This is a genomic window from Bradyrhizobium sp. BR14999, from assembly GCF_056106085.1.
In genome coordinates this window covers 3,788,976-3,812,639 of record NZ_CM148536.1, presented here as the reverse complement: position 1 = coordinate 3,812,639, position 23,664 = coordinate 3,788,976, and the positions used below count along the sequence as shown (strand labels likewise).

The window sequence follows — 23,664 nt, the reverse complement described above, 5'->3', positions numbered from 1 at the left end:
GTTGACCAACATCAAGGACTGGCCGCTCGGCCATTCTATGAATAAGTCAGTCCGAGCGGTTCGCCCCGGAGAGGTTCATGCGTGCGATGGTGTTGCCGGCCTCACGAGCGCAGCTCCAGATGGAGGAGCGGCCCGATCCTATTCCCGGCGAAGGCCAGATCCGAGTGAAGGTCAGCGCCTGCGGAGTATGCCGCACCGATCTGCATGTCGTCGACGCCGAGCTGCCCGATATTCGCTATCCGATCGTGCCTGGCCACGAGATCGTCGGCCGGGTCGATCTCGTGGGTCCGAATGTTGCAACGCATGCGCCCGGCGATCGGGTTGGCATTCCCTGGCTTGGTTTTACCTGCGGCAAGTGTCGGTTCTGCCGGGACGGCATGGAAAACCTGTGTGACGCCCCCCTCTTCACCGGCTACACGCGCGACGGCGGCTACGCAACGCACACGATCGCTGACGCGCGCTACGCGTTTCCACTCGGCGAAAACGGCAATGACGTGGAGATTGCCCCTCTGCTGTGCGCAGGGCTGATCGGCTGGCGCTCGCTGGTAATGGCCGGCTCTGCCAGCAAGCTCGGCCTCTATGGTTTTGGCGCGGCCGGCCACATCATCGCGCAAGTTGCGGTCTGGCAGGGACGATCCGTCTATGCATTCACGCGGCGTGGCGATGCCGCTGCGCAAGGCCTTGCACGTCGTATCGGCGCCGTCTGGGCAGGGGCCTCTGACGAAACACCGGACGAGCCGCTCGACGCTGCCATCATCTACGCACCAGCTGGCGAACTCGTCCCGGCCGCGCTGCGCGCCGTACGCAAGGGCGGCCGCGTCGTGTGCGCCGGAATCCACATGTCGGACATTCCAAGCTTTCCATATGAGCTGCTCTGGGAGGAACGGCAGCTGGTCTCGGTGGCCAATCTGACCCGGCAGGATGGCCTCGATTTTCTCAGGATCGTCCCGCAAGCTGGCATACGCACCGAGACCACAGCATTTCCGCTCGACCGGGCCAACGAAGTTCTGAGAATGCTGCGGAATGGCCAGATTCTCGGCGCGGCCGTCCTGACGCCCTGACGGTGACGCAGATGCCAAAGTCGATCAGAGATGAGACGGAGGCCCAGGACCGGATATTCCAGTTCCTGACTGGACGTCCCGGCGTGAGACGGATCGATACCCACGCGGCTTCGGTGTTTCTCGACGGCGACCGCGCGCTGAAGATCAAGCGGGCTGTGCAATTTCCGTTCCTCGACTATTCGACGCTCGACAAGCGCAAGGCGGCCTGCGAGGAGGAGATCAGGATCAACCGGCCGCTGGCGCCGCAGATCTATCATCGCGTCGTGGCGATCACGGAGGAGCCGGATGGGTCGGTGAAGATCGACGGGCCCGGCCGGCCGATCGAGTATGCGGTCGACATGTCGCGCTTCGACGAAAGCCAGACGCTGGATCATCTGGCCAAGGCCGGCCCGCTCGATGAGAATCTAGCTTCGGCTGCCGCCGACGCGATCGTGGCTTCACATGCGGCGGCGGGCCGCTCCGACGGCAAGGCGTGGATTTCCTCCATCCCCGGCCTCATCGACGGCAACTGCAATGGCCTGGGAAAAGGCAATCATTTTGAAGCTGAAGAAATCGCGCTGCTCGGCAGAGCCTCGCAGGCGATGTTTCTGCGGCTCCGGCCTTTGCTCGAAGAGCGCGGCCAGCAGGGTTTTGTGCGGCGCTGCCACGGCGACCTGCATCTTGCGAACATCGTGTTGATCGGCGGGCGGCCAGTCCTGTTCGACGCCATCGAGTTCGATGCCCAGATGGCAACTGTCGACGTGCTCTACGATCTCGCATTCACATTGATGGACCTGTTGCACCACGATCAACCGCTCGCGGCCAACATCGTCCTGAACCGATATCTCGCTGCGACGCCATCCGACAATCTCGACGCGCTCTCGGTGCTGCCGCTGTTCATGTCGATCCGGGCGGCGATCCGCGCTCAGGTGGCGCTGGCACGGCTAAAGCCGCCGCGTTCTGATGATGTCGGCATCCTTAACGATGCACGGCGCTATTTCGGCCTCGCTCGAGCGCTGATCCACCCCCCAGCCCCGCGGCTGATTGCCGTCGGGGGACTGTCCGGCACCGGAAAGACGGTTTTGGCGCGCGCGCTCGCGCCGGTCGTCGCGCCACAGCCGGGGGCGATCGTGCTGCGCAGCGACATCGTCCGCAAGCAGATGTTCGGGATCGAGGACACGCAGCGACTGCCGCCATTCGCATACACGCCAGAGGTCACGGCCCGCGTTTACGGGACATTGGCTCGTTACGCCCGGCGCGTGCTGGCGCAAGGCCATTCGGCGATCGTCGACGGCGTATTCGCCGCCGAGGGCGAACGAGACGCGATCGCCACACTGGCGCGCGAGCGCAACGTGCCGCTGAACGGCCTGTTCCTCGTCGCCGACCTCGCGACCCGGCAGGCGCGAATCGGAAGCCGCCGGGGAGATGCGTCCGACGCCACGCAAGAGGTTGCCGCGCAGCAGGAGCGCTATAATATCGGTCATGTCGGTTGGGCGACCATCGATGCATCCGGGACACCAGAGCAGACGCTCCAGAGCTGCCGGGACGCAATCGCCGAGGGCAAATAAGGCAATCTGATTGACGCGGGCAAGGATGGCGCGACCCAGCACGACCTCGACGGCCGCCCGCGCAATGCCGGCAACGCGGCGCAATGCGCTGCCCGGCCGCCTCAGCTCCGGCATGGCCTGCGACACGGCGTTCCGGATCATCGCGCGCCGTCACCTCGATGCCGTCCTCGCCCAGCACGACGGCACCTGCCGCGGCGATCCCGACGCCCTGCACCAGATCCGGATCGCGCTGACGCATCTGCGCACCGCCATCCGCTTCTTCGCGCCGATGGTCGACGACGCGCTGCGGCCGAATGTCTGGGCCGAGCTGAAATGGCTCAACAGCCAGCTCGGCATGGTGCGGGACCTCGACGTGGCGATCGAGCGGATCGTCGCCGAAAGTGGCAACGAGCTCGCCGTGATCGCCGAACTCCAGCACTGGGACGAGAAGCGCGCCGAGAGCCACCGCCTGCTGGCGCGCGCGCTGCAATCCGCGCGCTATCGCCGCCTGGTCGAGCAGACCTCGGTCTGGATCGAGAGCGGCCCCTGGTCGACCCGGCGCAGCAAGGAAGCCATCAGATTGCGTCGCTGCTCGCTCGCCGACCACGCGACAGCGCGGTTGACCGAGTGGGAGACGACACTGCTCAAGAAGGCCCGGAAGCTGAGCAAGCTCGACGTCGAGAAACGGCACAAGCTGCGCCTCCTCAATAAGCGGATGACCTATTCGGTCGAATCGCTGGCGGACCTGTTCGCCGACGGATCAGCGACGAAGCAGAAGTCCATCCTCAAGCAATTGCGCAAGGCGCAAAGATCTCTCGGGCAATTGAACGACGATGCGCGAGGGCAAACGCTGGCGGCGTCGTTGAACGGTGTCGGCTTCGAGGCCGGCACTCGCTTCCTCGACCGCAAACGGGAAAAGAAGCTGTTGCGAACCGCCGCGGCGGCTTACCGCAAACTGGACAAGGCCAAGCCCTTCCGCTCCTCGGACCTCGCGCCAAATGCAGAGCCTGAGGACTAGGTGCGGACGTAGTCTCCCGGCGCTTCGGGCAGGCCTGAAGGGGCATCGCCAAGCCCGATCTGCGGCGGATCACAGGGCCCCCCGGAGCGCGCCGCCAGCCATCCGGCCCATTCCGGCCACCAGGAGCCCTCAACTCGCGGAGCCAGCTTCAGCCACTCATCTGCACCGACATAGGGCGCGTCCGCAGCCTTGGTCATGACCTGATAGCTGTGCCCAGGGTCGTCAGGCGGAGCGACGACACCGGCATTGTGGCCACCGCTGGTCAACAGGAACGTCACGTCGGCATCGACCTGATAGTGAATCTTGTAGACCGACCGCCACGGCGCCACGTGATCGGCCAGCGTGCCGACCACGAACATCGGCGCATGGATGTCCGAGAGCGAAATGCTCCTGCCTTCGACGCGATAGCGGCCTTCGGCCAGCTCATTGTTGAGGAACAGTTGGCGCAAATACTCCGAGTGCATGCGATAAGGCAGCCGCGTCGCATCGGCATTCCAGGCCATCAGGTCGCTTGGCGGACTGCTTTCGCCCATCAGATAGTCATGAGACAGCCGCGACCAGATCAATTCGTTGGAGCGCAGCAGCTGGAACGCACCGGCCATCTGCGTCGTGTCGAGATAGCCACGCTGCCACATCATGTCTTCGAGGAAAGCGACCTGGCTCTCGTTGATGAAGAGCGTCAGCTCGCCGGCCTCGGTGAAGTCGGTCTGGGCGGCAAGGAGCGTGATCGTGCCGAGCCGCCTGTCGCCGTCGCGTGCCATTGCGGCGGCAGCAATCGACAGCAACGTCCCGCCCAGACAGTAGCCCAACGCATGGGTCCTCCGGCCCGGCATGATCCGGTCGATCGTGTCCAGCGCGGCCATGACGCCCAGCTTGCGATAGTCATCGAAGGCGACATCGCGGTCGTTGGCATCCGGATTGCGCCAGGAGATCGCGAACACAGTGAAGCCTTGAGCGGTCAGATACTTGACCAGTGAATTCTGCGGCGACAGATCGAGGATATAGTATTTCATGATCCAGGCCGGCACGATCAGGATCGGCTCGGGTCGCACTTGCGCAGTCGCCGGATGGTACTGGATCAGCTCGATCAGCTCGTTGCGATAGACGACCTTGCCGGGCGAAGCCGCCACCGTCTTGCCGACGACAAATTGCGCGTGGCCCGCCGGTTTCGACACCGAAAGCAGACGCATCAGATCGCTGCACCAGTTCTGCCAGCCGAAGACGAAATTTTCCCCGCCGCTCTGGAACGCCTTCTCCAGCACCTGCGGATTGGTCGCCGCGAAATTCGACGGCGCCAGCATGTCGAGCATCTGGCGCACCGAGAACTCAACGATGGCTTCATTTGCATGCGACACGCCGCGCACGCCGGTCGTGGCATCGTGCCACCAGCGCTCTGCGAGCAGAAACGCCTGCGCCAGCAGATTGAACGGCGGGACCTCCCATTGCGGTTGCCTGAAGCGGCGATCGCGTTCCTGCGGCTGAATGACGGACCACGGCTTTTGCGACGTCGCGTGCGCGACAGCTTCCAGCAGCCGGCCGGTGTCGCGAAGAACGTTGCGGGAAATCTCCATCTGGCGCTGTGGGCCTGCGGCGAGATGCGAGCTCCAATCGAGCCAGGCGAGCGACAAGGCCATTGGCGAAATCCCGCCCGTGAACCGTGCCAGCATGGCATGAAACGCGCGGTCGAGAGGATATGGCTCCGATGCGGGCGGCAGATCTGCGGCGGCCGGCTTCCCTGCCGGCTTTTCGGGGCTCGCCGCAGCGGCTCGAGGGCCGGCAATGGAATTGACGAGAGCGTGCGCCGCCGGCTCGTCGACCCGTGGAAATATCTGGACGACGCTCATGGCTGAATGTTCCCTGCCGGCTTCCGGTCTACGTCAGGACGAGGATATGGCGACGCTTCGGATGCGCGTTGAGCTGCATCAAATCCGGCACAGATCACAATCGCTGAACCAGGACCAAGCGGCCTCGTCCACTTGACCTGGGTCAAACCGCATCTCGACGTCCCCGCTAAGGTTTTGCGCATCGACATTCGGCAAGCCAGCGGAGTTCATCATGCGCGCCCACCAGATCATGACCCGGTCGGTCATCTCGGTTACCCCCGACATCAGCATCGTCGAGGCGGCGAACATCATGCTAAAGCGGCATGTCAGCGGCCTCACGGTCGTCGACGATACCGGCAAGCTGGTCGGCGTCGTCTCGGAAGGAGATTTCATCCGCCGCAGCGAAATCGGCACCGGACGCAAGCGGGGGCGCTGGCTGAGATTCGTCCTCGGTCCGGGCAAATCGGCCAGCGACTTCGTCCACGAGCATGGCCGCAAGGTCTCGGAGGTGATGACAGCCTCGGTCGTGACCATCACCGAGGATACCGCGCTCGCGGAGATCGTCGATCTCATGGAACGGAACAACGTGAAGCGGCTGCCGGTGGTGCGCGGCGACAAGGTCGTCGGAATCGTATCCCGCGCCAATTTGCTACAGGCGGTGGCGGGGCTCGCTCGCGAAGTGCCGGATCCGACGGCGGACGACGATCACATTCGCAGCCGCATCATCGACATCATGGAGAAGAACGACTGGTGCCCATTCGGGCTGAACGTCATCGTCCGTGACGGCATCGTTCACCTCAGTGGCGTCATCACCGAAGAACGCGCACGGCAGGCGGCCATCGTCGCGGCGGAGAACGTCGAAGGCGTGAAGACGGTGCACGACCATCTTTGCTGGGTCGACACCATGTCCGGCGTCTATCTGAACTCGCCCGAGGACGATGAGCTCGCCAAGGCGAGCTGATCAAGGCGAGCTAATCGCGGCCGGGCTCAGCGAGGAATGACGGCGGTGGCCTCGATTTCGACGCGCGCCGCCTTCTCGACGAGCCGGACCACCTGGACCAGCGCCATCGCAGGATAGTGCGCTCCGAAGACGTCGCGGTAGACCCTGCCCAGCTCCCTCAGATTGGCCAGGTACTCGTCCATGTCGACGACATACCAGGTCAGGCGCACGAGGTGTTCGGGCCGGGCGCCCGCTTCGGCCAGGATTTCGGCGATGTTGCTCAGGGTCTGGCGCACCTGCGCGACGAAGCCGTCCGCGAGACGCTCTTCGGCATCCCAGCCGATCACCCCGCCGGTGACGACGATCCGCCCTTCGGCAGCCATGCCGTTGGCATAACCCTTCGGCATCGGCCAGCCGGACGGCTGGAGGATCTGCGCCTTGGGGCGGGTTTCGTGCTCGGCTGCTGTCGGCAGCACCGCGAGCTGCGGGCCTTTTGGCGTCGTCACGGACACTTCTCTATCCTTCTCTCATTCCGCAGCGACGCCTGAGGACGTCGCTGCAGCCTGCGCCAGCTGACGCAGGGCAAAACGCTTCAACTTGCCGGTCTCGGTCTTCGGCAATTGCGTCACGAATTCGATCGCGCGCGGATATTTGTACGGCGCGATCTCGCGTTTGACATGTTCCTGCAACTCGGCCACGAGCTGCGCGTCGGGCGTCACACCGGGCGCGGCGACGACATAGGCCTTCACGATCATGCCGCGTGCCTCGTCCGGCGCACCGACGACCCCGCATTCGACGACGGACGGATGCGTGAGCAGCGCTGCCTCGACATCCGTGCCTGCGATGTTGTAGCCGGCCGAGACGATCATGTCGTCGGAGCGCGACTGGTACCAGAAATAACCGTCGCTATCCATCAGATAGGTGTCGCCGGTGATGTTCCAGCCGTTCTGGACGTATTTCCGTTGCCGCTCGTCGGCGAGATAGCGGCAGCCGGTCGGCCCCCGTACCGCTAGTCGGCCCATCGTGCCCGGCGGCACGTCGTTGCCGGCATCGTCGACGATCTTGGCCTCATAGCCCGGCACCGGCTTGCCGGTTGCGCCGGGACGGATCTCGTCCTCGGTCGCGCTGATGAAGATGTGCAGCAGTTCGGTCGAACCGATGCCGTCCATCAGCTTGATGCCGGTGGCCTTCAGCCAGGCCTCGAATGTCGGCTTGGGCAGCGTCTCGCCCGCGGAGACGCATTTGCGAAGCGAGGAGATGTCACGGCCCGCGAGCTTGCCGAGCATGGCCCGGTATGCGGTCGGCGCCGTGAAGCAGACCGTGGTCTTGTACTGCTCGACCGCGTTCAGAATGTCGTCCGGCGTCGTCTTCTCCAGCACCACGAAGGAGGCGCCAATATGCATCGGAAACAGCACGCCGCCGAAGCCGAAGGTGAAGGCGAGCGGGGCCGAACCGACGAAGCGATCCTTCTGCTCGGCCCGCAAGATGTTGCGCGCATAGCTGTCGCACACCGCCAGCATGTCCCGATGGAAATGCATGGTGCCCTTGGGATCGCCTGTCGTGCCCGACGTGAAGGCGATCAGGCAGACGTCGTCGGACGCGGTATCGACAGCCCTGAACTCCGGGCTCGCATCCGCGATCAGCGCTTCGAGCGAATCGGAGGCGCCATTGCCCCAATAGACCACGTGCTTGAAGCCCGGCGCCGCGGCTTTCGCCTTCTCCATCTCCTCGGAGAGCTTTCCGTCACACAGCGCGAGCGTGATCTCAGCCTTCTGGATCGGATATGACAGCTCCTTGGCCCGCAAGAGCGGCATGGTCGCCACGACGATGCCGCCGGCCTTGATGACCGCGAGATAGGTCGCGACCATCATCGGATTGTTGGCCGAGCGCAGCAGCACGCGCCCGCCGGTCACGAGACCCAGCTTGCCGACCAGCACGTTTGCGATGCGGTTCACGAGGGCCTGCAGCTCGCGATAGGTGTAGCTGACCGCAGGACTGATGACGCAAGGCGCATCGCCGTGGCCTTGCTCGACCCAGCGATCGAGGAAATAGCTGACGCAGTTCAATCGCGCTGGGTAGCGCAGCTCCGGCCGCGTGAAGATGAATTCGGGCCAGAGCTCGCGCGGCGGCAGATGTTGCCGCGCGAACGTATCGACATGGGCCGTCGCAGTATTGCCGTCACACGAGCCCGACACTTGAACCTTGGCGGCGTTGGCCATCGCACGCTCCTTTCAGCATGGATTGCACCCGGCAGCACGATCTGGAAAACATTTTAGGCTTAAAACAATTTGGCGCAATAGCGGATTTTGGGCACTCCTTGCTTTTTCCTGCGGCAAATGGGTTCGGCGGCCCGCCCGCCTGCTTACGGCCGGCGGCGCGCGGCCGATTTCTGCGCCGACGCCTTGGTCCTGGCCAGGAGCCGCATCAATTCGCGCACGTCCTTCGGCGTCAGATCGGCGAAGAGGTCGGCAATCCAGGTTTCGTGTTCCGCAGCCATCCTGCGAAACTCGGCACGACCGAGCTTAGTGAGGCGGATCACCTGGACGCGGCGGTCCGTCTCCGAGGTACGCCGGTCGAGGTGACCGGATTCCACCAGCCGCTCGACGAGGCCGGTGACGTTGCCGTTCGACACCATCATGCGCTTGGAGACATCGGACAGGGTCATGCCGTCCGGCGCCTTGTCGAGCTGCGCCATCAGGTCAAACCGGGGCAAAGTGACGTCGAACCGCTGCCGCAGCCGGCCGCGGACTTCCCCTTCGATCAGGGTCGTGCAGGTCAAGAGCCGCAGCCACAGCCGAAGCTCTTCGGCATGGTCCTCCGGTGTTTCGACGGCCTTGGTCTCGGAATCGAGCATGTTGATGCAGTCACTCACGGCCGGCATTGGCGCCGGCACGGATTCCCTAACGTTTTGAGCTTCAAATAAATCGGGGCCGGCTGCAAGTCCAAAGCTGCAACAATCGACCGCACGTCAATTTCTTTAGGCTTCAAATAATTGGCGCGCCGCTTGCATGCGCCGCTGCCCGCCGGATGCGACGCCTCGAGCTCGGCTTGCCGCGGCGGCCATCATCGGCATAAGCTTGGATTGGAGTACGCGGCTTGCAGCGCAAGCCGATCGTCACGAGGGACAGATCATGAAGACGCAAATGACCTTGGCCGCAGCCGCCATGCTGCTCGGCACCGCGATGAGCCCTGCCCTCGCCCAGGAGAAAATCAAGCTGGGCGTGGTCGTGACCCTGTCGGGACCTGCCGCTGCGTTGGGCCAGCAAGTCCGCGACGGCTTTGCGCTCGCGGTGAAGGATCTCGGCGGCAAGATGGGCGGCCGCGATGTCGAGGTGATCGTCGCGGATGACGAATTGAAGCCGGATGCGGCGGTGACGAAGGTCAAGGGCTTGCTCGAGCGCGACAAGGTCGACTTCGTGGTCGGCCCGATCTTCTCCAACATCCTCCAGGCGATCCACCGGCCCATCACAGAATCGAAAACCTTCCTGATCAGCCCCAATGCCGGCCCGTCGACGTTTGCCGGCAAGGACTGCAACCCGTTCTTCTATGTGACCTCCTACCAGAACGATCAGGTGCACGAGATCCTCGGCAAGGTCGCGCAGGATCGCGGCTACAAGCGCATGTATCTGATGGTCCCGAACTATCAGGCCGGCAAGGATTCGGTGGCGGGCTTCAAGCTCGACTACAAGGGCGAGATCGTCGAGGAATCCTACATGCCGCTGAACACGCTGGACTTCCAGCCGGAGCTTTCCAAGATCTCGTCGCAGAAACCCGATGCGCTGTTCACGTTCATGCCGGGCGGCCTCGGCGTCAATCTCGTCAAGCAATACCGGCAGGCAGGGCTGGCCGATAGCATTCCGGTGCTCTCGGCGTTCACGGTGGATGAATCGACTTTGCCGGCGCAGCAGGACGCGGCCGTCGGCATGTTCGGTGGCGCCAACTGGGCGCCCAACCTGGATAATCCGCAGAACAAGAAGTTCGTTGCCGCCTATGAGGCCACCTATAACAGCGTGCCCGGCACCTACGCCTTCCAGGCCTATGACGCCGCGATGCTGATCGACAGCGCGGTCAAGGCCGTCAAGGGCAATCTCTCCAACAAGGACGCGGTCGCCGCCGCTTTGAAGAAGGCGGACTTCACCTCGCTGCGCGGCGCCTTCAAGTTCAACACCAACGGCTATCCGATCCAGAATTTCTACCTGACCAAGGTCGCCAAGCGTCCAGACGGCAAGTTCCAGACCGAAATCGTGCAGAAGGTTTTCGAGAATTACGGCGACCGCTATGCCAAGGACTGCAAGGCGGCGAACTAAGGCCGTGTATCGCGTTACGGGAGGACTGCAATGAAGAGCGAAATCACCGGCATCACCCGGGCCAATGAGGGCATCCAGGGCATCTCCTGGAACATCCTCGGCCAGACCTATGTGCCGAAGAGCTACGCCGAGAACAGCTTCTCCTGGCATGCGACACTGCCGCCAGGCACGTTCGTGCCGCCGCATATTCACCCTGACCAGGATGAATATCTCTACATGCTGGAGGGCAAGCTCGATTTCATGCTCGGCAATTCGGAGGCGCAGGCGACCGCGGGCGACCTGATCCGCCTCGGCATGGGCGTGCCGCACGGCATCTTCAACAAGTCGGAGCAGACCGCAAAGGTGCTGTTCTGGGTGTCGCCGAGCCGCAAGCTGTTCGACCTGTTCTGGGGCCTTCACAACATGAAGGAGCAGAAGCCCGAGGACGTGGTGGCGATGGCCGCCGAGTTCAACATCCACTTCCTGCCGCCGCCGCCCGGCGGCTAGCTAAAGTGGGATGAAGTTAGGCTCGTTCGGTGGCTCGGGCTCCACCTCTCCCAGCGGGGAAAGGTGATCTGAGTCCCGGGCTAGCGCCGACTCCTCAATCTCATCCCGCTCTACCGCCGACTTCAGCGCGCACCGCCGCAAGTCCGGGCACTGCGGCGAAGCCTGCCTTGGTGGCATAGCCGCGCACGATCGCTTCGCGCTGAGAATAGCTCAGGATGTTGTCGACATTGTCGAAACCATCAGGCGCGAGCTGCTCGACGGCGTCGATGACGCCCTCGGGGCCGCCGCGCCGGTTGGCGCGGACGATGTCGGCCGTCATCGGCAGACGCTTCTTCTCGTATTCGACCAGCGCCTGACGCGGGTGCTCGGCGCGCACCAGCACGTCGGCAAGGCAGCGCGCATCGAGGATCGCCTGCGAGGCGCCATTGGAGCCGACCGGATACATCGGATGCGCGGCGTCGCCGAGCAGCGTGACGCGCCCCGACGACCAATAGGGCAAGGGATCGCGGTCGCAGGTCGGATATTCGTAGAATTCGGGCGTCGCCGAGATCAGGCTCTTCACGTCGATATAGGGCACCGAGAAGCGCGCGACATGCGGCATCAGCTCCTCGCGGCGGCCCGGCCGCGACCAATCTTCTTTCCGCGGTGGGGGTGCATTGCCTTCGCCCACTTTGACGAGCACCGCCCAATTGGTCAGACGGCTCGCCGGGCTCGATCCCTCCGCGATCGGATAGATCACCACCTTGGCATTGAGACCGCCGGCCACGATCATCGATTTGCCGGTGAGGAACAGCGGCCAATCGCGGGCGCCGCGCCACAGCATCAGGCCATTCCAGCACGGCGGCCCCTCGTTCGGGAACAGCGTCTCGCGGACGCGCGAATGGATGCCGTCGGCGCCGATCAGGATATCGCCGCGCGCGGTGTGGACATGCGCGCCGACGCGATCGAAGAAATAGGCCGTGACGCCGCCCTCGTCTTGCGTGAACGCACCCAGCCGGCAGCCGGTCTGAATAGCTTGCTGCCCGAGCCGCTCCTCGACGGCGCGATGGATGACGCCCTGAAGGCGCCCACGATGGATCGAGAATTGCGGCACGTCGTGGCCGGCGTCGATGCCGCGAGCTTCGCGCCAGACCTCCTGGCCGTGGCGATTAAGGTAATAGAGCTGATCAGTGCGGATCGCGACCTCGTCGAGCTTCTGCAACAGCCCAAGCCCCGCCAGCTCGCGCATGGCATGCGGCAGCGTGTTGATCCCGACGCCGAGCTCGCGAATGGTGTCGGCCTGCTCGAAGATCTCACAATCCAGGCCGCGCGAGCGCAACATCAATGCCGTGGTGAGACCACCGATACCGCCACCGACGATAATCGCCTTCATCGCCCTTACTCCACTCGAAACACAGGCAATGGGTCAAGGTCGCACGGGCGGTCACTCCGCCGCAAGCGGCTTTGTCGCCTCCGCCTTGAGCTCGGCCCGGGTCTTGGGCTTAGCCTTAATTCTCAGCTCCTCGAAGTCCTGCCGGTCGCGGACGCTGTTACGGAAAATCTGATCCTTTCCGGGCAGATATTGCGGCGGGCAGAAAGCGTCGTTTGCCCCGTACCAGGCCGCCGCCTTCATGGTGAAGAACGGGTCGACCAGATGCGGACGGCCGAGCGCGACGAGATCCGCCCGGCCGGCGGCCAAGATGGTGTTGGCCTGGTCCGCCGTCGTGATGTTGCCGACGCACATGGTGGCCACCCGCGCCTCGTTGCGGACCTGGTCGGAGAACGGCGTCTGGAACATGCGCCCGTACACCGGCTGCGCATCGCGCACGGTCTGCCCGGTCGAAACATCGACGAGATCGACACCCGCCTCGGCAAAGGCGCGCGCGACGGCGACGGCGTCATCGCCGGTGATGCCGCCCTCCACCCAGTCAGTCGCAGAGATACGCACCGACATCGGCTTGTGCGACGGCCACACCGCCCGCAATGCCTCGAAGATCTCGAGCGGAAACCGCAGCCGGTTTTCGAGCGAACCGCCATACTCGTCCGCGCGGGTGTTGGTGAGCGGCGAGATGAAGCTCGCGAGCAGATAGCCGTGGGCGCAGTGCAATTCGAGCATGTCGAAGCCGCAGCGCTCGCCGCGCTCGGCCGCCGCGACGAAAGCGTCCCTCACCGCGTTCATGCCGGCGCGATCGAGCTCGCGCGGCACCTGGCTATCGGGGAAATAGGGCAGCGGCGATGCCGAAAAGACCTCCCAACCGCCCTGCTCCAGCGGCCGGTCCATGCCGTCCCACATCAATTTGGTCGCGCCCTTGCGGCCGGCGTGGCCCAGTTGCAGGCAGATTTTCGCGGCTGAATTGCCGTGGACGAAATTCACGATGCGCCGCCACGCGGCTTCCTGATCGTCGGTCCAGAGACCGGCGCAGCCGGGCGTGATCCGGGCATCGCGGCTGACGCAGGCCATCTCGGTGAAGATCAGCCCGGCGCCGCCGATCGCACGCGAGCCGTAATGCACCAGGTGGAAGTCTGTCGGCACACCCTCCCGCGCCGAATACATGCACATCGGCGACATCACCGCGCGATTGGCCAGCTCCATCTCTCGCAAGCGGAACGGCTGGAACAGCGGCACCATCGGCCGGTCGGTGTCGACATCGAAGCCGCCGCTGCGCACCTGTTTGGCGAACGACTTGTCGACCTCGGCCACGAAATCCGGCGCGCGGAGCTTGAGATTGTCGTAGGTGATCGCCTTCGAGCGCGTCATGACGCCGAAGGCGAACTGCACGGGGTCAAAATCCCAGAAGCGGTCGACGTGCTCGAACCAGACCAGCGAGACGTCGGCGGCATGCTGCGTCTTCTCGACCTCCTCGCGGCGGCCGTTCTCATAGACCTCCAGCGCCGCCTCGATGCTGGGCGCCTTCTCCATCGCCTCGGCCAGCGCGATGGCGTCTTCCATCGCGAGCTTGGTGCCGGAGCCGATGGAGAAGTGCGCGCTCGCCTTGGCATCGCCGAGCAGGACCATGTTGTCCTTGACCCAGCGCTTGCTGCGGACCATGGGGAAGTTGCGCCACATCGAGCGGTTGGTCAACAGCTTATGCCCATCGAGGAACCAGCCGAAGATGTCCGCCATCCGTGCGGCGGACTGAGCCTCGTCCAGCCCCGTCAGCCCCGCCCGCGCGAACGTTTCAGGGTCGGTCTCGAAAATCCAGGTCGAATGCCCGGCCTCATACTGATAGGCATGGGCGATGAAGGGCCCCCACTCGGTTTCCTGGAAGATGAAGGTGAAGGCATCGAGCGGCCTGGTCGAGCCCATCCAGGCGAACTTGTTGGAGCGAACGTCGACCTCGGGCTGGAAATGATCGATGTATTTCTCGCGGAAGCGGCTGTTGATACCGTCCGCAAGCAGGATGAGGTCGGCGTCGGCGAAGCGGGATTCGTCGTCGATATCCACTTCGAAATGCAGGGAGACGCCGAGCTCGCGTGCCCGCTCCTGAAGGATCAGCAGCAGCTTCTGCCGTGAGCAGCCGCAAAAGCCGTTGCCACCGACCCGGTGCACCGTGCCGCGGAAATGCACAGCAATATCGTCCCAATAGGCGAATTCCTGAGTGATGCGGCGGTAGCTCGGAAGATCGTGCTTCTCGAAATTGTCCAGCGTGGCGTCGGAGAACACCACGCCGAAGCCGAACGTGTCATCGGCCCGATTGCGCTCATACACGGTGACTTCGGCACCCGGGCGCTGCTTCTTGAGCAGGATCGCAGCGTAGAGACCCGCAGGTCCGCCACCGATGATCGCGACTTTCATGGGAGCCTCGCCAATTCACCTGGTCACGAAAACTATTTTAAGCCTAAAATAATTTTGCGCAAGTCCCCCGTTGCGGATGTGCCCCCTAAAGACGATCGTCCTAGTCGCCCCTGAAGACCGGCTTGACCTTGTTGGCGAACGCCTCGAAGGCGCGCTCGAAATCCGCCGTCGTCATGCACAGCGCCTGGGCAACGGCCTCGGCCTCGATCGCCTCCTCCACCGACATCGCCCATTCCATCGCCAGCATCCGCTTGGTCATGGTGTTGGCGAAGTTCGGTCCTTCCGCGACCTGCTTGGCCAGCAATTGCGCCTGGGGCAGCACCTGCTCGGGCGTGACGAGGCGGCTGAAGAAGCCCCAGCGCTCGCCCTCCTCCGCGGTCATGAACCGGCCGGTGTAGAGCAATTCGGAGGCGCGTGACTGACCGATGATCCGCGGCAGGATCGCACAGGCGCCCATGTCGCAGCCGGCAAGGCCAACCTTGTTGAACAGGAACGCCACTTTTGTCCCGCTTGCCGCGAGGCGCATATCCGACGCCATGGCGATGATCGCCCCGGCGCCGGCGCAGATGCCCTCGACCGCCGCCACGATCGGCTGCGGGCAGGCCCGCATCGCCTTGACGAGGTCGCCGGTCATGCGTGTGAAGGCGGTCAGCCCCTTGGTATCCATCTTCACGAGCGGGCCGATGATCTCGAACACGTCGCCGCCGGACGAGAAATTGCCGCCGGCTCCGGTGACGACGATGGATTTGACCGCATCATCGAACGCGCAGGCGCGGAAGAAATCAGTCAGTTCCCGGTAGCTTTCGAAGGTGAGCGGATTCTTTCGGTCGGGGCGATTGAGCGTAACCGTCGCGACACCGTCGACGACGGCCAGCAGGAAGTGCTGTGGCGAGTAATCTGCAAGCGGTATGGTGACGGGATTGGCTGGTCTGCTCATGCGATCTCCTTAGCTTCCTTGTTCCGCGCCTGCACCACACACGCTAGATTTCACCGCCGGCAACCGCGATCGCCTGTCCGGTGATCGCGCCAGCGCCCTCACCGCATAGCCACAGCACGGCATCGGCCACCTCTTGAGGCATGATCAGTCTTCCTTGCGGATTATGTTTCGCGAGCTCGGCGATCGCCTGCTCGCGGGTTCGGCCGGTCTTCGTCATGATGTTTTCGATGCTGCCGGCGACCAGATCGGTGTCGGTGAAGCCGGGACACACTGCATTCACCGTCACATTGCTCCCGGCCATCTCGAGAGCGAGCGAACGCACGAGACCGACCACGGCGTGCTTGGCCGCAGCGTAGGCGCTGACATAGGCATAGCCCTTGAGCCCGGCAGTGGACGCGACTGCGACAATGCGGCCATAGGGACGGTCTTTCATGCCCGGCAACACAGCGCGGATCGCATGGACCACGCCCATGAAATTGACATCCATCATGCGGCTGAAGAGGGCACTGTCCGATTTCGCAAATGGCGCCGATTCAGCGCTGCCTGCGTTGGCAATCAGGATGTCGATCGGCTTGCGCGCACTCGCTTCAAGGATGGCCGCCTTCAACGACGCCTCATCAGAGACGTCGGCAACGGCCGCGAAATGCGCGGCGCCTGCGTTGACGGCCTCTGCAAGAGGCGCCGCATTCCGACCGAGCACCGTCACGGTCGCGCCAGCACCGACAAGCGAAGCCGCGATGGCGCGGCCGATGCCGCGACCACCACCGGTCACCAGCGCGTGCGGCGAATGCGGCAATCCGGACATGCGCTTGCTCCCTCAGCTCCTGATCGTTCCCTCGATATATTTTAACCTTCAAATTTTTGCAACGAAAGCGCCGATCGATATGGGGAACGGCCGCATGGCGACCGGCCCGAAAATTGCTTTAAGTATAAAATTATCCCTTCCCATCGCCCGCGGGCCTGTTAGCATCACAGGGCAAAGCAAAAGGATTGTCGCGTGTCGCAGCCTGCGCCAATGATAACAAAGGACGGACGCTTCGCCTACGAAGCCGCGGGCGATCCGGGCGCGACACCTTTGATTTTCCTGCACGGCATTGGCGGCGCGGCGCGAGCCTGGCGGCGCCAGCTCGCCACATTCGGCAACCGCTTCCGCGCGATCGCATGGGACATGCCGGGTTATGGCGGATCGGCGCCGCTCCCCAGCGTGAGCATCGTTGCCCTCGCAGATGCGCTCCAGCAGTTCATCGAGCAGCTCGGCGCAAGCAGGCCTGTTCTGGTCGGCCATTCGATCGGCGGCATGATCGTCCAGAAATGGCTGGTGCAGTCACCTAAACTGGCACGCGCCGTCGTCCTGGCGCAGACCAGCCCGGCCTTCGGCAAGGCCGACGGCGATTGGCAGAGATCCTTCATCGCGGCGCGACTCGGGCCGCTCGACCGCGGGGACACAATGACGTCGCTGGCGCCTTCGCTGGTGAAGGAGCTGGTCGGCGACGACCCTGATCCGAACGGGATGGAAATGGCACGTGATTGCATGGCAAGCGTGCCTGAGGCCAGCTATCGCGCCATGATGCTGGCTCTCATCGGCTTCGATCAGCGCAGCACGCTCAGGGATATTTCCGTCCCGACACTGCTGCTGTCCGGCTCGAAGGACAACAACGCGCCCGCACCGATGATGGCGAAGACGGCGACCTTTATTCCGGGAGCTGAATATGTCGAGCTCGCTGGCGTGGGCCATCTCGCCAATCTCGAACGCCCCGATGCCTTCGACGAAGCGCTCGGCCGGTTCCTGAACTCTCTCGCGACCAAAGCCTAAGGTGATTGCGCCATGACCATGCAAGTCGGCAAGAATATCGGCGCAAGCGACAAGGCTGTGCTCGACGCGCCGATCTTCGATCCCGTCGCATACCGCCTGGGTGACGAGCAGGCCGGCATCATTGCGCGCGCCCGCGAGATCGGCCAAAGCGTGTTCGCCGGCCGCGCCGCGACCTACGATCGCGAGGCGACCTTCCCGACCGAGAATTATCGCGATCTGCACCGCACCGGCCTGCTCGGCATTGCCATCCCCAAGAAGCACGGCGGTCTTGGCGCGAACTACCAGACCTATGCCCTGGCGGCGGCCGAGATCGGCCGCTATTGCGGCGCGACCGCGCTGACCTGGAACATGCATGTGTGCTCGACGCTGTGGTCGGGCCCGCTGGCTGACGATCTCGACATGGACGCGGACACCCGTGCCACGCATGAGCGGCGGCGCGCGGCCCACTACAAGCGCATCGTCGAGGACGGCGCGATCTATTCGCAGCCCTTCTCCGAAGGCGGCGCGGCGGCTGCGGGCGGCGTCGCTTTCGGCACGGAAGCAAGGCCGGTCGAGGGCGGCTGGATCGTCAACGGCAAGAAGATCTTTGCATCGCTCTCCGGTCATGCCGATTATTACGGCGTGCTCTGCACCGAGATCGAGGAAGGCGGGAAGGCTTCGCGCCGCAACACCCTTTATTTGGCCATTCCCGCCAAATCGCAAGGTGTCTCGGTCGTCGGCGACTGGGATCCGCTCGGCATGCGCGGCACCGTCTCGCGGACGCTGCTGTTCAAGGACGTGTTCGCGCCGGAGGATTCCGCGCTGATGCCGCGCGGCGTCTATTTCCAGGCCGCAATGCGCTGGCCGCACATGTTCCTGACGCTGTCGCCGACCTATATGGGCCTCGCGCAAGCCGCTTACGATTTCACCGTGCGTTATTTGCGCGGCGAGGTGCCGGGCATGCCGCCGGTCAAGCGCCGGATGTACCCGACCAAGCAGATCGCGGTCGCGCAGATGCAAATCAAGCTCGAGCAGATCAAAGCGATCTGGTTCCAGGCTGTGACCGAAGCCCGCGCCAATCCGAGCAAGGAACAGGTTCTGCGCGCCTACGCCGCACAATACTCGGTGATGGAGGGCGCCAATGAGCTCGCCGCGCTCGCGATCCGCACCTGCGGCGGTCAGGCCATGCTGCGGTCGCTGCCGCTGGAGCGGATCTACCGCGACAGCCGCTGCGGCTCGCTGATGCTGCCCTGGACCGCCGAGCTCTGCCTCGACCGGATCGGACGCGAGGCGCTGTACGAGGCCGGCGAGACGGACGACTGACGGTGGACCTCTGTAGCCTGATCGACCGCAACGCAGCGTTCGCGCCAGACAAGACGGCCATTGCCTTCGAAGGGGAACGGCTGAGCTATGGCGCGTTCGCCGCACGCATCGAACGGACCGCGACCGCCTTGAAGCAGGAACTCGGCGTCGGTCGCGGCGACCGGATCGCGATCCTGAGCCTGAACCGGCCGGACTACCTCGTTCTGCTCTACGCTTGTGCGCGGCTCGGGGCGATGCTGGTGCCGCTGAACTGGCGGCTGGCGGTCGCCGAGCAGCTGTTCATTCTGAGCGATGCCGGCGCCAAGGTCCTTGTGCTCGAGCAGGCATTTGAGGGAGTGCTTGCCGAGCTTGGGCGGGCTGCGCCGGGGACATCTGTCGTCGGCCTCGACTTCGCGCCGCCTGGCGGCACGACATTCGAAGGTCTGCTGGCTCGCGGCCAGGGCAGCGGCCGCAATCCGCACACCGATCTCTCCTGCCCGCTCCTCATCGTCTACACGTCAGGAACGACGGGACGGCCGAAGGGCGCGGTGCTGCGGCAGGAGGCGCTGTTCTGGAACGGCGTCATGAGCCAGCACATGCACAACATGACGTCAGACGACCACGTGCTGACCGTGTTGCCGCTCTTCCATGTCGGCGGCCTCAATATCCAGACCACGCCCGCGCTGCAGTTGGGTGCAACCGTCACGATCCACGCCCGCTTCACGCCGGATACGGCGCTCGCGGCGATCGAACGCGAGCGGCCGACGCTGACCGTGATGGTGCCGGCGATCATCCAGGCCGTGAGCGAGCATCCCGCCTGGGCGACGGCCGATCTCTCGTCGCTCAAGGCCGTCGCCACAGGCTCGACCATCGTACCGCCGCACTTGATCGACCGCTTCACCGCGCGGGGCGTTCCCGTGCTTCAGGTCTACGGCTCCACTGAAACCTGCCCTATCGCAATCTACACCCGCCTCGGCGGCGATCTGTCGCGTGTGGGATCGACTGGACTCGCCGGCTTGTGTTGTGAGGCAAAAGTGGTCGATCAGGCCGGTGCCGAGATGCCGGCTGGCACACCGGGCGAAATCGCGGTGCGCGGCGCCAACGTGTTTTTCGAATATTGGGGCAATGCGGACGCCACGCGCGATGCATTGCAGGACGGCTGGTATCGCACCGGAGATATCGGCCTGTGCGATGCGGACGGCTATTTCTGGGTGCGCGACCGCAAGAAGAACCTGATCATTTCCGGCGGCGAGAATGTCTACCCAGCGGAGGTCGAGCGCGTCCTGCTCGAACATCCCGATGTCAGCGAATGCGCCGTGATCGGCCGGCCCGACCCGCGCTGGGACGAAGTCCCCATCGCTTATGTGATCCGGCGATCCGGCTCGCATCTCGAAGCGGATGAGCTCAGAACGCACATCCAGGCGCAGCTCGCGCGATTCAAGGTTCCCCGCGAGATCGTCTTCGTCACCGACTTGCCGCGCACGGCGCTGGGCAAGGTGCAGCATTTCCTGCTGAAGCAGCTCGATGCGCAATCGCGCGCGCAAGGAGAAACATCTTGAAGATTGCGGTTCTGGGTGGGGGAAACGGTTCTTTCGCGGCCGCGGGCGATTTTGCGCTGTCGGGGCATGAGGTCCGGCTGTGGCGCCGCCACGCGGATCAGGTCGCGGCGCATCGCGCTGCCGGCTCGCGCATCCTGGTCAAGGATCATAACGGCCGCCACGACGTGAAGCTCGCACTGATCACGGCCGACATCGCCGAAGCCGTCAACGACGTCGAGCTGATCCTCTGCCCCGCGCCCGCCTTCGCACAGCCGGATATTGCCGGTCTGCTCGCCCCGCATCTGCGGGACGGCCAGGTCGTTTTTCTACCGCCGGCGACATTCGGCTCGATGATCTTCGCCCAGGCGGCCCGAGATGCCGGCAACCATGCCAAGGCCGGCTTTGCCGAGACAGGAACGTTGCCCTGGCTGACCCGCAAGCACGGACCGTTCGAGGTCGCGATCACCATCCGCGCCAAGCGACTTCCGGTCGGCGTATTCCCGCTCGATCAGGCCGCGCATGCGCTCGAAGTCATTGGACGCGCCTTCCCGGACGCGATCGAACCGTGCGGAGATGCGCTGTCTGGTGCGCTGATGAATGCAGGACCCATCATCCATCCGCCGTTGATCGTGATGAACGCCGGCCCGATCGAACATTTCGAGCGCTGGGACATCCACAAGGAAGGCACGCAAGCCGCGATCCGCCGGGTCACCGACGCCCTCGACGCGGAACGCATCGCGGTGCGCGAGGCGCTCGGTTACGGCGCGCCGCATTTCCCGCTCGCTCATCACTACGCGAAGGAAGGTGAGATCTGGATGTATGGCCGTGGCTCGCACGACCGGCTGACCGATTCCGGCGACTGGCGCGAACGGATCGTGCTGACCGAGCACCGCTACATGCGCGAGGATCTGCGGCTCGGGCTGTCGTTGCTGGTCTCCATCGCAGACTTGGTAGGCGTCGCCGCGCCGCTGGCCAAAGCGTTCCTGGCGATCGGCGGCGCGGTCTGCGGCGAGGATTTTTCGCGAAGTGGCCGAACCCTCGAGACCCTGGGGCTCGGCGATCTCAGCAAGGCTGAATTGCAGACGCTGCTTCGCAATGGATTCTGATCGATGACCAATCGCGTCAACATTGCCTGTCTCGGGGCCGGCCGCATGGGACGCGGTATCGCCGTCGCATTCGCCTATGCGGGGCACAGGGTCACGATGATCGACATCAAGGCGCGCTCCGCGGACGATTTCGCCAAGCTGGAGGCGGACGCGCTCGACGAAGTCAGGAAGACCTTTGCCAGCCTGTCGAAGCTGGGACTATTGACCGAAGCGGACGTCGATCCGCTCATCGCGCGGGTCTCGGTGGTGGCGGCCGGCGAAAGCGGTACAGCGCTGTCCGAGGCCGGTATGGTCTTCGAGGGCGTTCCTGAGGTTGTCGAGCTCAAGCGGGAGGTGCTGGCGACCGCCTCAAGACAAGTGGGCCCAGACACGATCATTGCATCGACGACGTCGACCATCCTCGTCGACGATCTCTCCGGCGCGATCGTGAACCCTCGCCGTTTCCTCAACGTGCACTGGCTCAACCCGGCCTATCTGATCCCGCTGGTCGAGGTTTCGCCTGGCAAGGCCACCGATCCCGCCATCATCGACGAGGTCAAGGCGCTGCTTGAAGGCATTGGCAAAGTACCGGTGGTCTGCGCAGCGACGCCGGGCTTCATCGTCCCGCGCATCCAGGCGCTGGCGATGAACGAGGCCGCTCGTATGGTCGAGGAGGGTGTCGCCAGCGCGGAGGAAATCGACAAGGCGATCCGCTACGGCTTCGGCTTCCGCTACGCCGTGCTCGGCCTGCTTGAATTCATCGACTGGGGCGGCGGCGACATCCTCTACTACGCCAGCCGCTATCTCGAGGGCGCACTCGGCAGCGACCGCTATCGGGCGCCAGAGGTGATTTCGCGCAACATGAGCGAGGGCCGGATCGGCCTGCGGACGGGCGCGGGCTTCCTCGACTATTCCGGGCTCGATGTCGATGCCTATCGTGTGGAGCGACTCAAAGCCATGGTCGACCTGCTCCGCCACTTTGGCCTGGCGCGGCCGCCGGTGGTCGATCGCGGCTAGCCGAAGACGTCCTGGAGCACACCGTCACGGACGACGGCAACGCCGTCGAGTTCGATGGTGGTTCCCATCATTGGCAGATCGAAATGACCCGACGTGTAGCGGCCTGCGAACTCGTTCGCACCGGTCGAGAACAGGAAATTGCCGGACACAGCGCGAAGCTCCGTGCCGTTGGTATCGCGCTGGTCGTACATCGAGAGCGCCTCGTACCGCGCGCCGGGATTCATGCCAAAACCGACATGCGAGACCGCATAGGCTTCGCGATCGCCCCAGGCGGCGAGATAGCTGCGCATCATCGCGGCATCCGTACCTTCGCCTTCCAGCTCGACGACATAATCGTCCTTCAGCGTCATCTTAACCGGCGACGTCAGATAACGCTTGAAGGTGAGATTGATGTCGCCGGGCGCCATTACCAGCGTGCCGTTGATGGTCCCGCTTTTGGGAAAGCTGACGACGATTCCGCCGGGCCAATGCGCCAGCGTACCGGGTTTGTCGGTCCAGCCCCATACGCCGACCGTGGAGGCTCCGATCATATCAACATCAAGAGCCGTTCCTGCTTTTGAGGTGACCCGCATCCGCTTGGTCCCGCGCAGCATTTTTGCCGCGGCACGAACGCGCTTCTCGAGCGCGGGATCTGGCACCATCCGCTCCAGCGCCTCGGGATGCTCGTTTGAAATCACCAGAATACGCGCGCCAGCCTTGAGAATTTCCGGTGTCTCCACCGCATGCATCAGGCCCTCGATGGTGCAATCCACTACAAAGCCGGCCTGCTGAAGCGCGCTGATCACCGGCCCCAGCCGATGGATCGCCTCGCTTGCCCCGGTCGAGCGAACCGGAACGACATGACGGTTACGCGATGTCGGCATCACCACATGAAACGGCCGTGCTCCCATCCGCAGAAGCGCGAGCTCCGCCAGATGCACGTTCAACGCACGTGACTGGGTTTCCGAGAGGATCGCCGCCGTATCGCCGGTCTTGACGGCGCATCGCTCAAAGATCTCGCAAAATGCGTCGATCCATTTTGCCTCGATGCGATCAGCCAGCATGGTTCACTCCCTGT

20 protein-coding genes are annotated in these 23,664 nt (G+C 64.1%); 11 read left to right on the top strand and 9 right to left on the bottom strand.

The features are described from left to right. Positions 1-77: 77 nt before the first annotated feature. From ACR9YP_RS17540 to ACR9YP_RS17530, 3 genes are read left to right on the top strand one after another with little or no spacing between them, the layout of a single operon-like run. Positions 78-1,061 (top strand): zinc-dependent alcohol dehydrogenase family protein, encoded by a 984-nt coding sequence (locus ACR9YP_RS17540; RefSeq protein WP_474220547.1) that lies wholly within the window; start codon positions 78-80, stop codon positions 1,059-1,061. Between the two features lie 11 nt (positions 1,062-1,072). Next, positions 1,073-2,608, top strand: a complete 1,536-nt coding sequence (locus tag ACR9YP_RS17535) for a bifunctional aminoglycoside phosphotransferase/ATP-binding protein (RefSeq protein ID WP_474220546.1) — start codon at positions 1,073-1,075, stop codon at positions 2,606-2,608. Between the two features lie 25 nt (positions 2,609-2,633). After that, positions 2,634-3,605, top strand: coding sequence for a CHAD domain-containing protein (locus ACR9YP_RS17530; RefSeq protein ID WP_474220545.1), 972 nt, complete (start codon positions 2,634-2,636; stop codon positions 3,603-3,605). On the opposite strand, the gene ACR9YP_RS17525 is transcribed toward ACR9YP_RS17530, so the two are convergent. After that, entirely contained in the window at positions 3,602-5,449 is a 1,848-nt protein-coding gene (locus ACR9YP_RS17525) for a PHA/PHB synthase family protein (protein WP_474220544.1), read from the bottom strand. The genes ACR9YP_RS17530 and ACR9YP_RS17525 overlap by 4 nt on opposite strands. Positions 5,450-5,660: 211 nt before the next feature. On the opposite strand from ACR9YP_RS17525, the gene ACR9YP_RS17520 reads away from it, so the two are divergent. Then, the gene (locus tag ACR9YP_RS17520; protein ID WP_474220543.1) at positions 5,661-6,389 is read left to right on the top strand and encodes a CBS domain-containing protein; all 729 of its coding nucleotides are present in this window, start codon (positions 5,661-5,663) and stop codon (positions 6,387-6,389) included. A gap of 26 nt (positions 6,390-6,415) precedes the next feature. Here ACR9YP_RS17520 and ACR9YP_RS17515 read toward each other — a convergent pair whose 3' ends face one another. The 3 genes from ACR9YP_RS17515 to ACR9YP_RS17505 all read right to left on the bottom strand — a co-directional run bounded on the left by ACR9YP_RS17515 (position 6,416) and on the right by ACR9YP_RS17505 (position 9,249). Beyond that, positions 6,416-6,874 carry a RidA family protein gene (locus tag ACR9YP_RS17515; protein WP_474221078.1) on the bottom strand — a complete coding sequence of 153 codons (459 nt, stop codon included), beginning with the start codon at positions 6,872-6,874 and terminating at the stop codon, positions 6,416-6,418. Between the two features lie 21 nt (positions 6,875-6,895). Further along, positions 6,896-8,587, bottom strand: a complete 1,692-nt coding sequence (locus ACR9YP_RS17510; protein WP_474220542.1) for a benzoate-CoA ligase family protein — start codon at positions 8,585-8,587, stop codon at positions 6,896-6,898. Positions 8,588-8,730: 143 nt separating this feature from the next. Then, positions 8,731-9,249, bottom strand: a complete 519-nt coding sequence (locus ACR9YP_RS17505) for a MarR family winged helix-turn-helix transcriptional regulator (RefSeq protein WP_164934521.1) — start codon at positions 9,247-9,249, stop codon at positions 8,731-8,733. 250 nt (positions 9,250-9,499) lie between these two features. Here ACR9YP_RS17505 and ACR9YP_RS17500 point away from each other — a divergent pair, with 250 nt between their 5' ends. Together ACR9YP_RS17500 and ACR9YP_RS17495 are read left to right on the top strand one after the other, a co-directional pair. Beyond that, on the top strand, positions 9,500-10,675 hold the full coding sequence (locus ACR9YP_RS17500; RefSeq protein WP_474220541.1) for an ABC transporter substrate-binding protein: 1,176 nt from the start codon (positions 9,500-9,502) through the stop codon (positions 10,673-10,675). A gap of 30 nt (positions 10,676-10,705) precedes the next feature. Further along, on the top strand, positions 10,706-11,161 hold the full coding sequence (locus ACR9YP_RS17495; protein WP_080136282.1) for a cupin domain-containing protein: 456 nt from the start codon (positions 10,706-10,708) through the stop codon (positions 11,159-11,161). Positions 11,162-11,261: 100 nt separating this feature from the next. Here ACR9YP_RS17495 and ACR9YP_RS17490 read toward each other — a convergent pair whose 3' ends face one another. The 4 genes from ACR9YP_RS17490 to ACR9YP_RS17475 form a co-directional block, all read right to left on the bottom strand. Further along, the gene (locus ACR9YP_RS17490) at positions 11,262-12,533 is read right to left on the bottom strand and encodes a flavin-dependent oxidoreductase (RefSeq protein WP_474220540.1); all 1,272 of its coding nucleotides are present in this window, start codon (positions 12,531-12,533) and stop codon (positions 11,262-11,264) included. Positions 12,534-12,584: 51 nt separating this feature from the next. After that, the gene (locus tag ACR9YP_RS17485; protein WP_474220539.1) at positions 12,585-14,936 is read right to left on the bottom strand and encodes a bifunctional salicylyl-CoA 5-hydroxylase/oxidoreductase; all 2,352 of its coding nucleotides are present in this window, start codon (positions 14,934-14,936) and stop codon (positions 12,585-12,587) included. 100 nt (positions 14,937-15,036) lie between these two features. Then, on the bottom strand, positions 15,037-15,873 hold the full coding sequence (locus ACR9YP_RS17480) for an enoyl-CoA hydratase family protein (RefSeq protein WP_438106739.1): 837 nt from the start codon (positions 15,871-15,873) through the stop codon (positions 15,037-15,039). A 43-nt stretch (positions 15,874-15,916) separates the two neighbouring features. Next, positions 15,917-16,678 carry an SDR family NAD(P)-dependent oxidoreductase gene (locus tag ACR9YP_RS17475; RefSeq protein ID WP_474220538.1) on the bottom strand — a complete coding sequence of 254 codons (762 nt, stop codon included), beginning with the start codon at positions 16,676-16,678 and terminating at the stop codon, positions 15,917-15,919. A gap of 192 nt (positions 16,679-16,870) precedes the next feature. Here ACR9YP_RS17475 and ACR9YP_RS17470 point away from each other — a divergent pair, with 192 nt between their 5' ends. Genes ACR9YP_RS17470 through ACR9YP_RS17450 form a run of 5 tightly spaced genes read left to right on the top strand, consistent with a single transcriptional unit; the run spans position 16,871 to position 22,607 of the window. Continuing rightward, a complete protein-coding gene (locus ACR9YP_RS17470; protein WP_474220537.1) occupies positions 16,871-17,686 on the top strand; it encodes an alpha/beta fold hydrolase in 816 nt (271 codons plus the stop codon). A 12-nt stretch (positions 17,687-17,698) separates the two neighbouring features. Then, positions 17,699-18,988: an acyl-CoA dehydrogenase family protein gene (locus tag ACR9YP_RS17465; protein ID WP_474220536.1), complete on the top strand. Its 1,290-nt coding sequence runs from the start codon at positions 17,699-17,701 to the stop codon at positions 18,986-18,988. 2 nt (positions 18,989-18,990) lie between these two features. Continuing rightward, positions 18,991-20,526: a class I adenylate-forming enzyme family protein gene (locus ACR9YP_RS17460; protein WP_474220535.1), complete on the top strand. Its 1,536-nt coding sequence runs from the start codon at positions 18,991-18,993 to the stop codon at positions 20,524-20,526. Further along, the gene (locus ACR9YP_RS17455) at positions 20,523-21,611 is read left to right on the top strand and encodes an NAD/NADP octopine/nopaline dehydrogenase family protein (protein WP_474220534.1); all 1,089 of its coding nucleotides are present in this window, start codon (positions 20,523-20,525) and stop codon (positions 21,609-21,611) included. The genes ACR9YP_RS17460 and ACR9YP_RS17455 overlap by 4 nt, the downstream gene beginning before the upstream one ends. A 3-nt stretch (positions 21,612-21,614) precedes the next feature. Then, entirely contained in the window at positions 21,615-22,607 is a 993-nt protein-coding gene (locus tag ACR9YP_RS17450; RefSeq protein ID WP_474220533.1) for a 3-hydroxybutyryl-CoA dehydrogenase, read from the top strand. On the opposite strand, the gene ACR9YP_RS17445 is transcribed toward ACR9YP_RS17450, so the two are convergent. Then, entirely contained in the window at positions 22,604-23,650 is a 1,047-nt protein-coding gene (locus tag ACR9YP_RS17445; RefSeq protein WP_474220532.1) for a 2,5-dihydroxypyridine 5,6-dioxygenase NicX family protein, read from the bottom strand. The genes ACR9YP_RS17450 and ACR9YP_RS17445 overlap by 4 nt on opposite strands. Positions 23,651-23,664 lie beyond the last annotated feature (14 nt).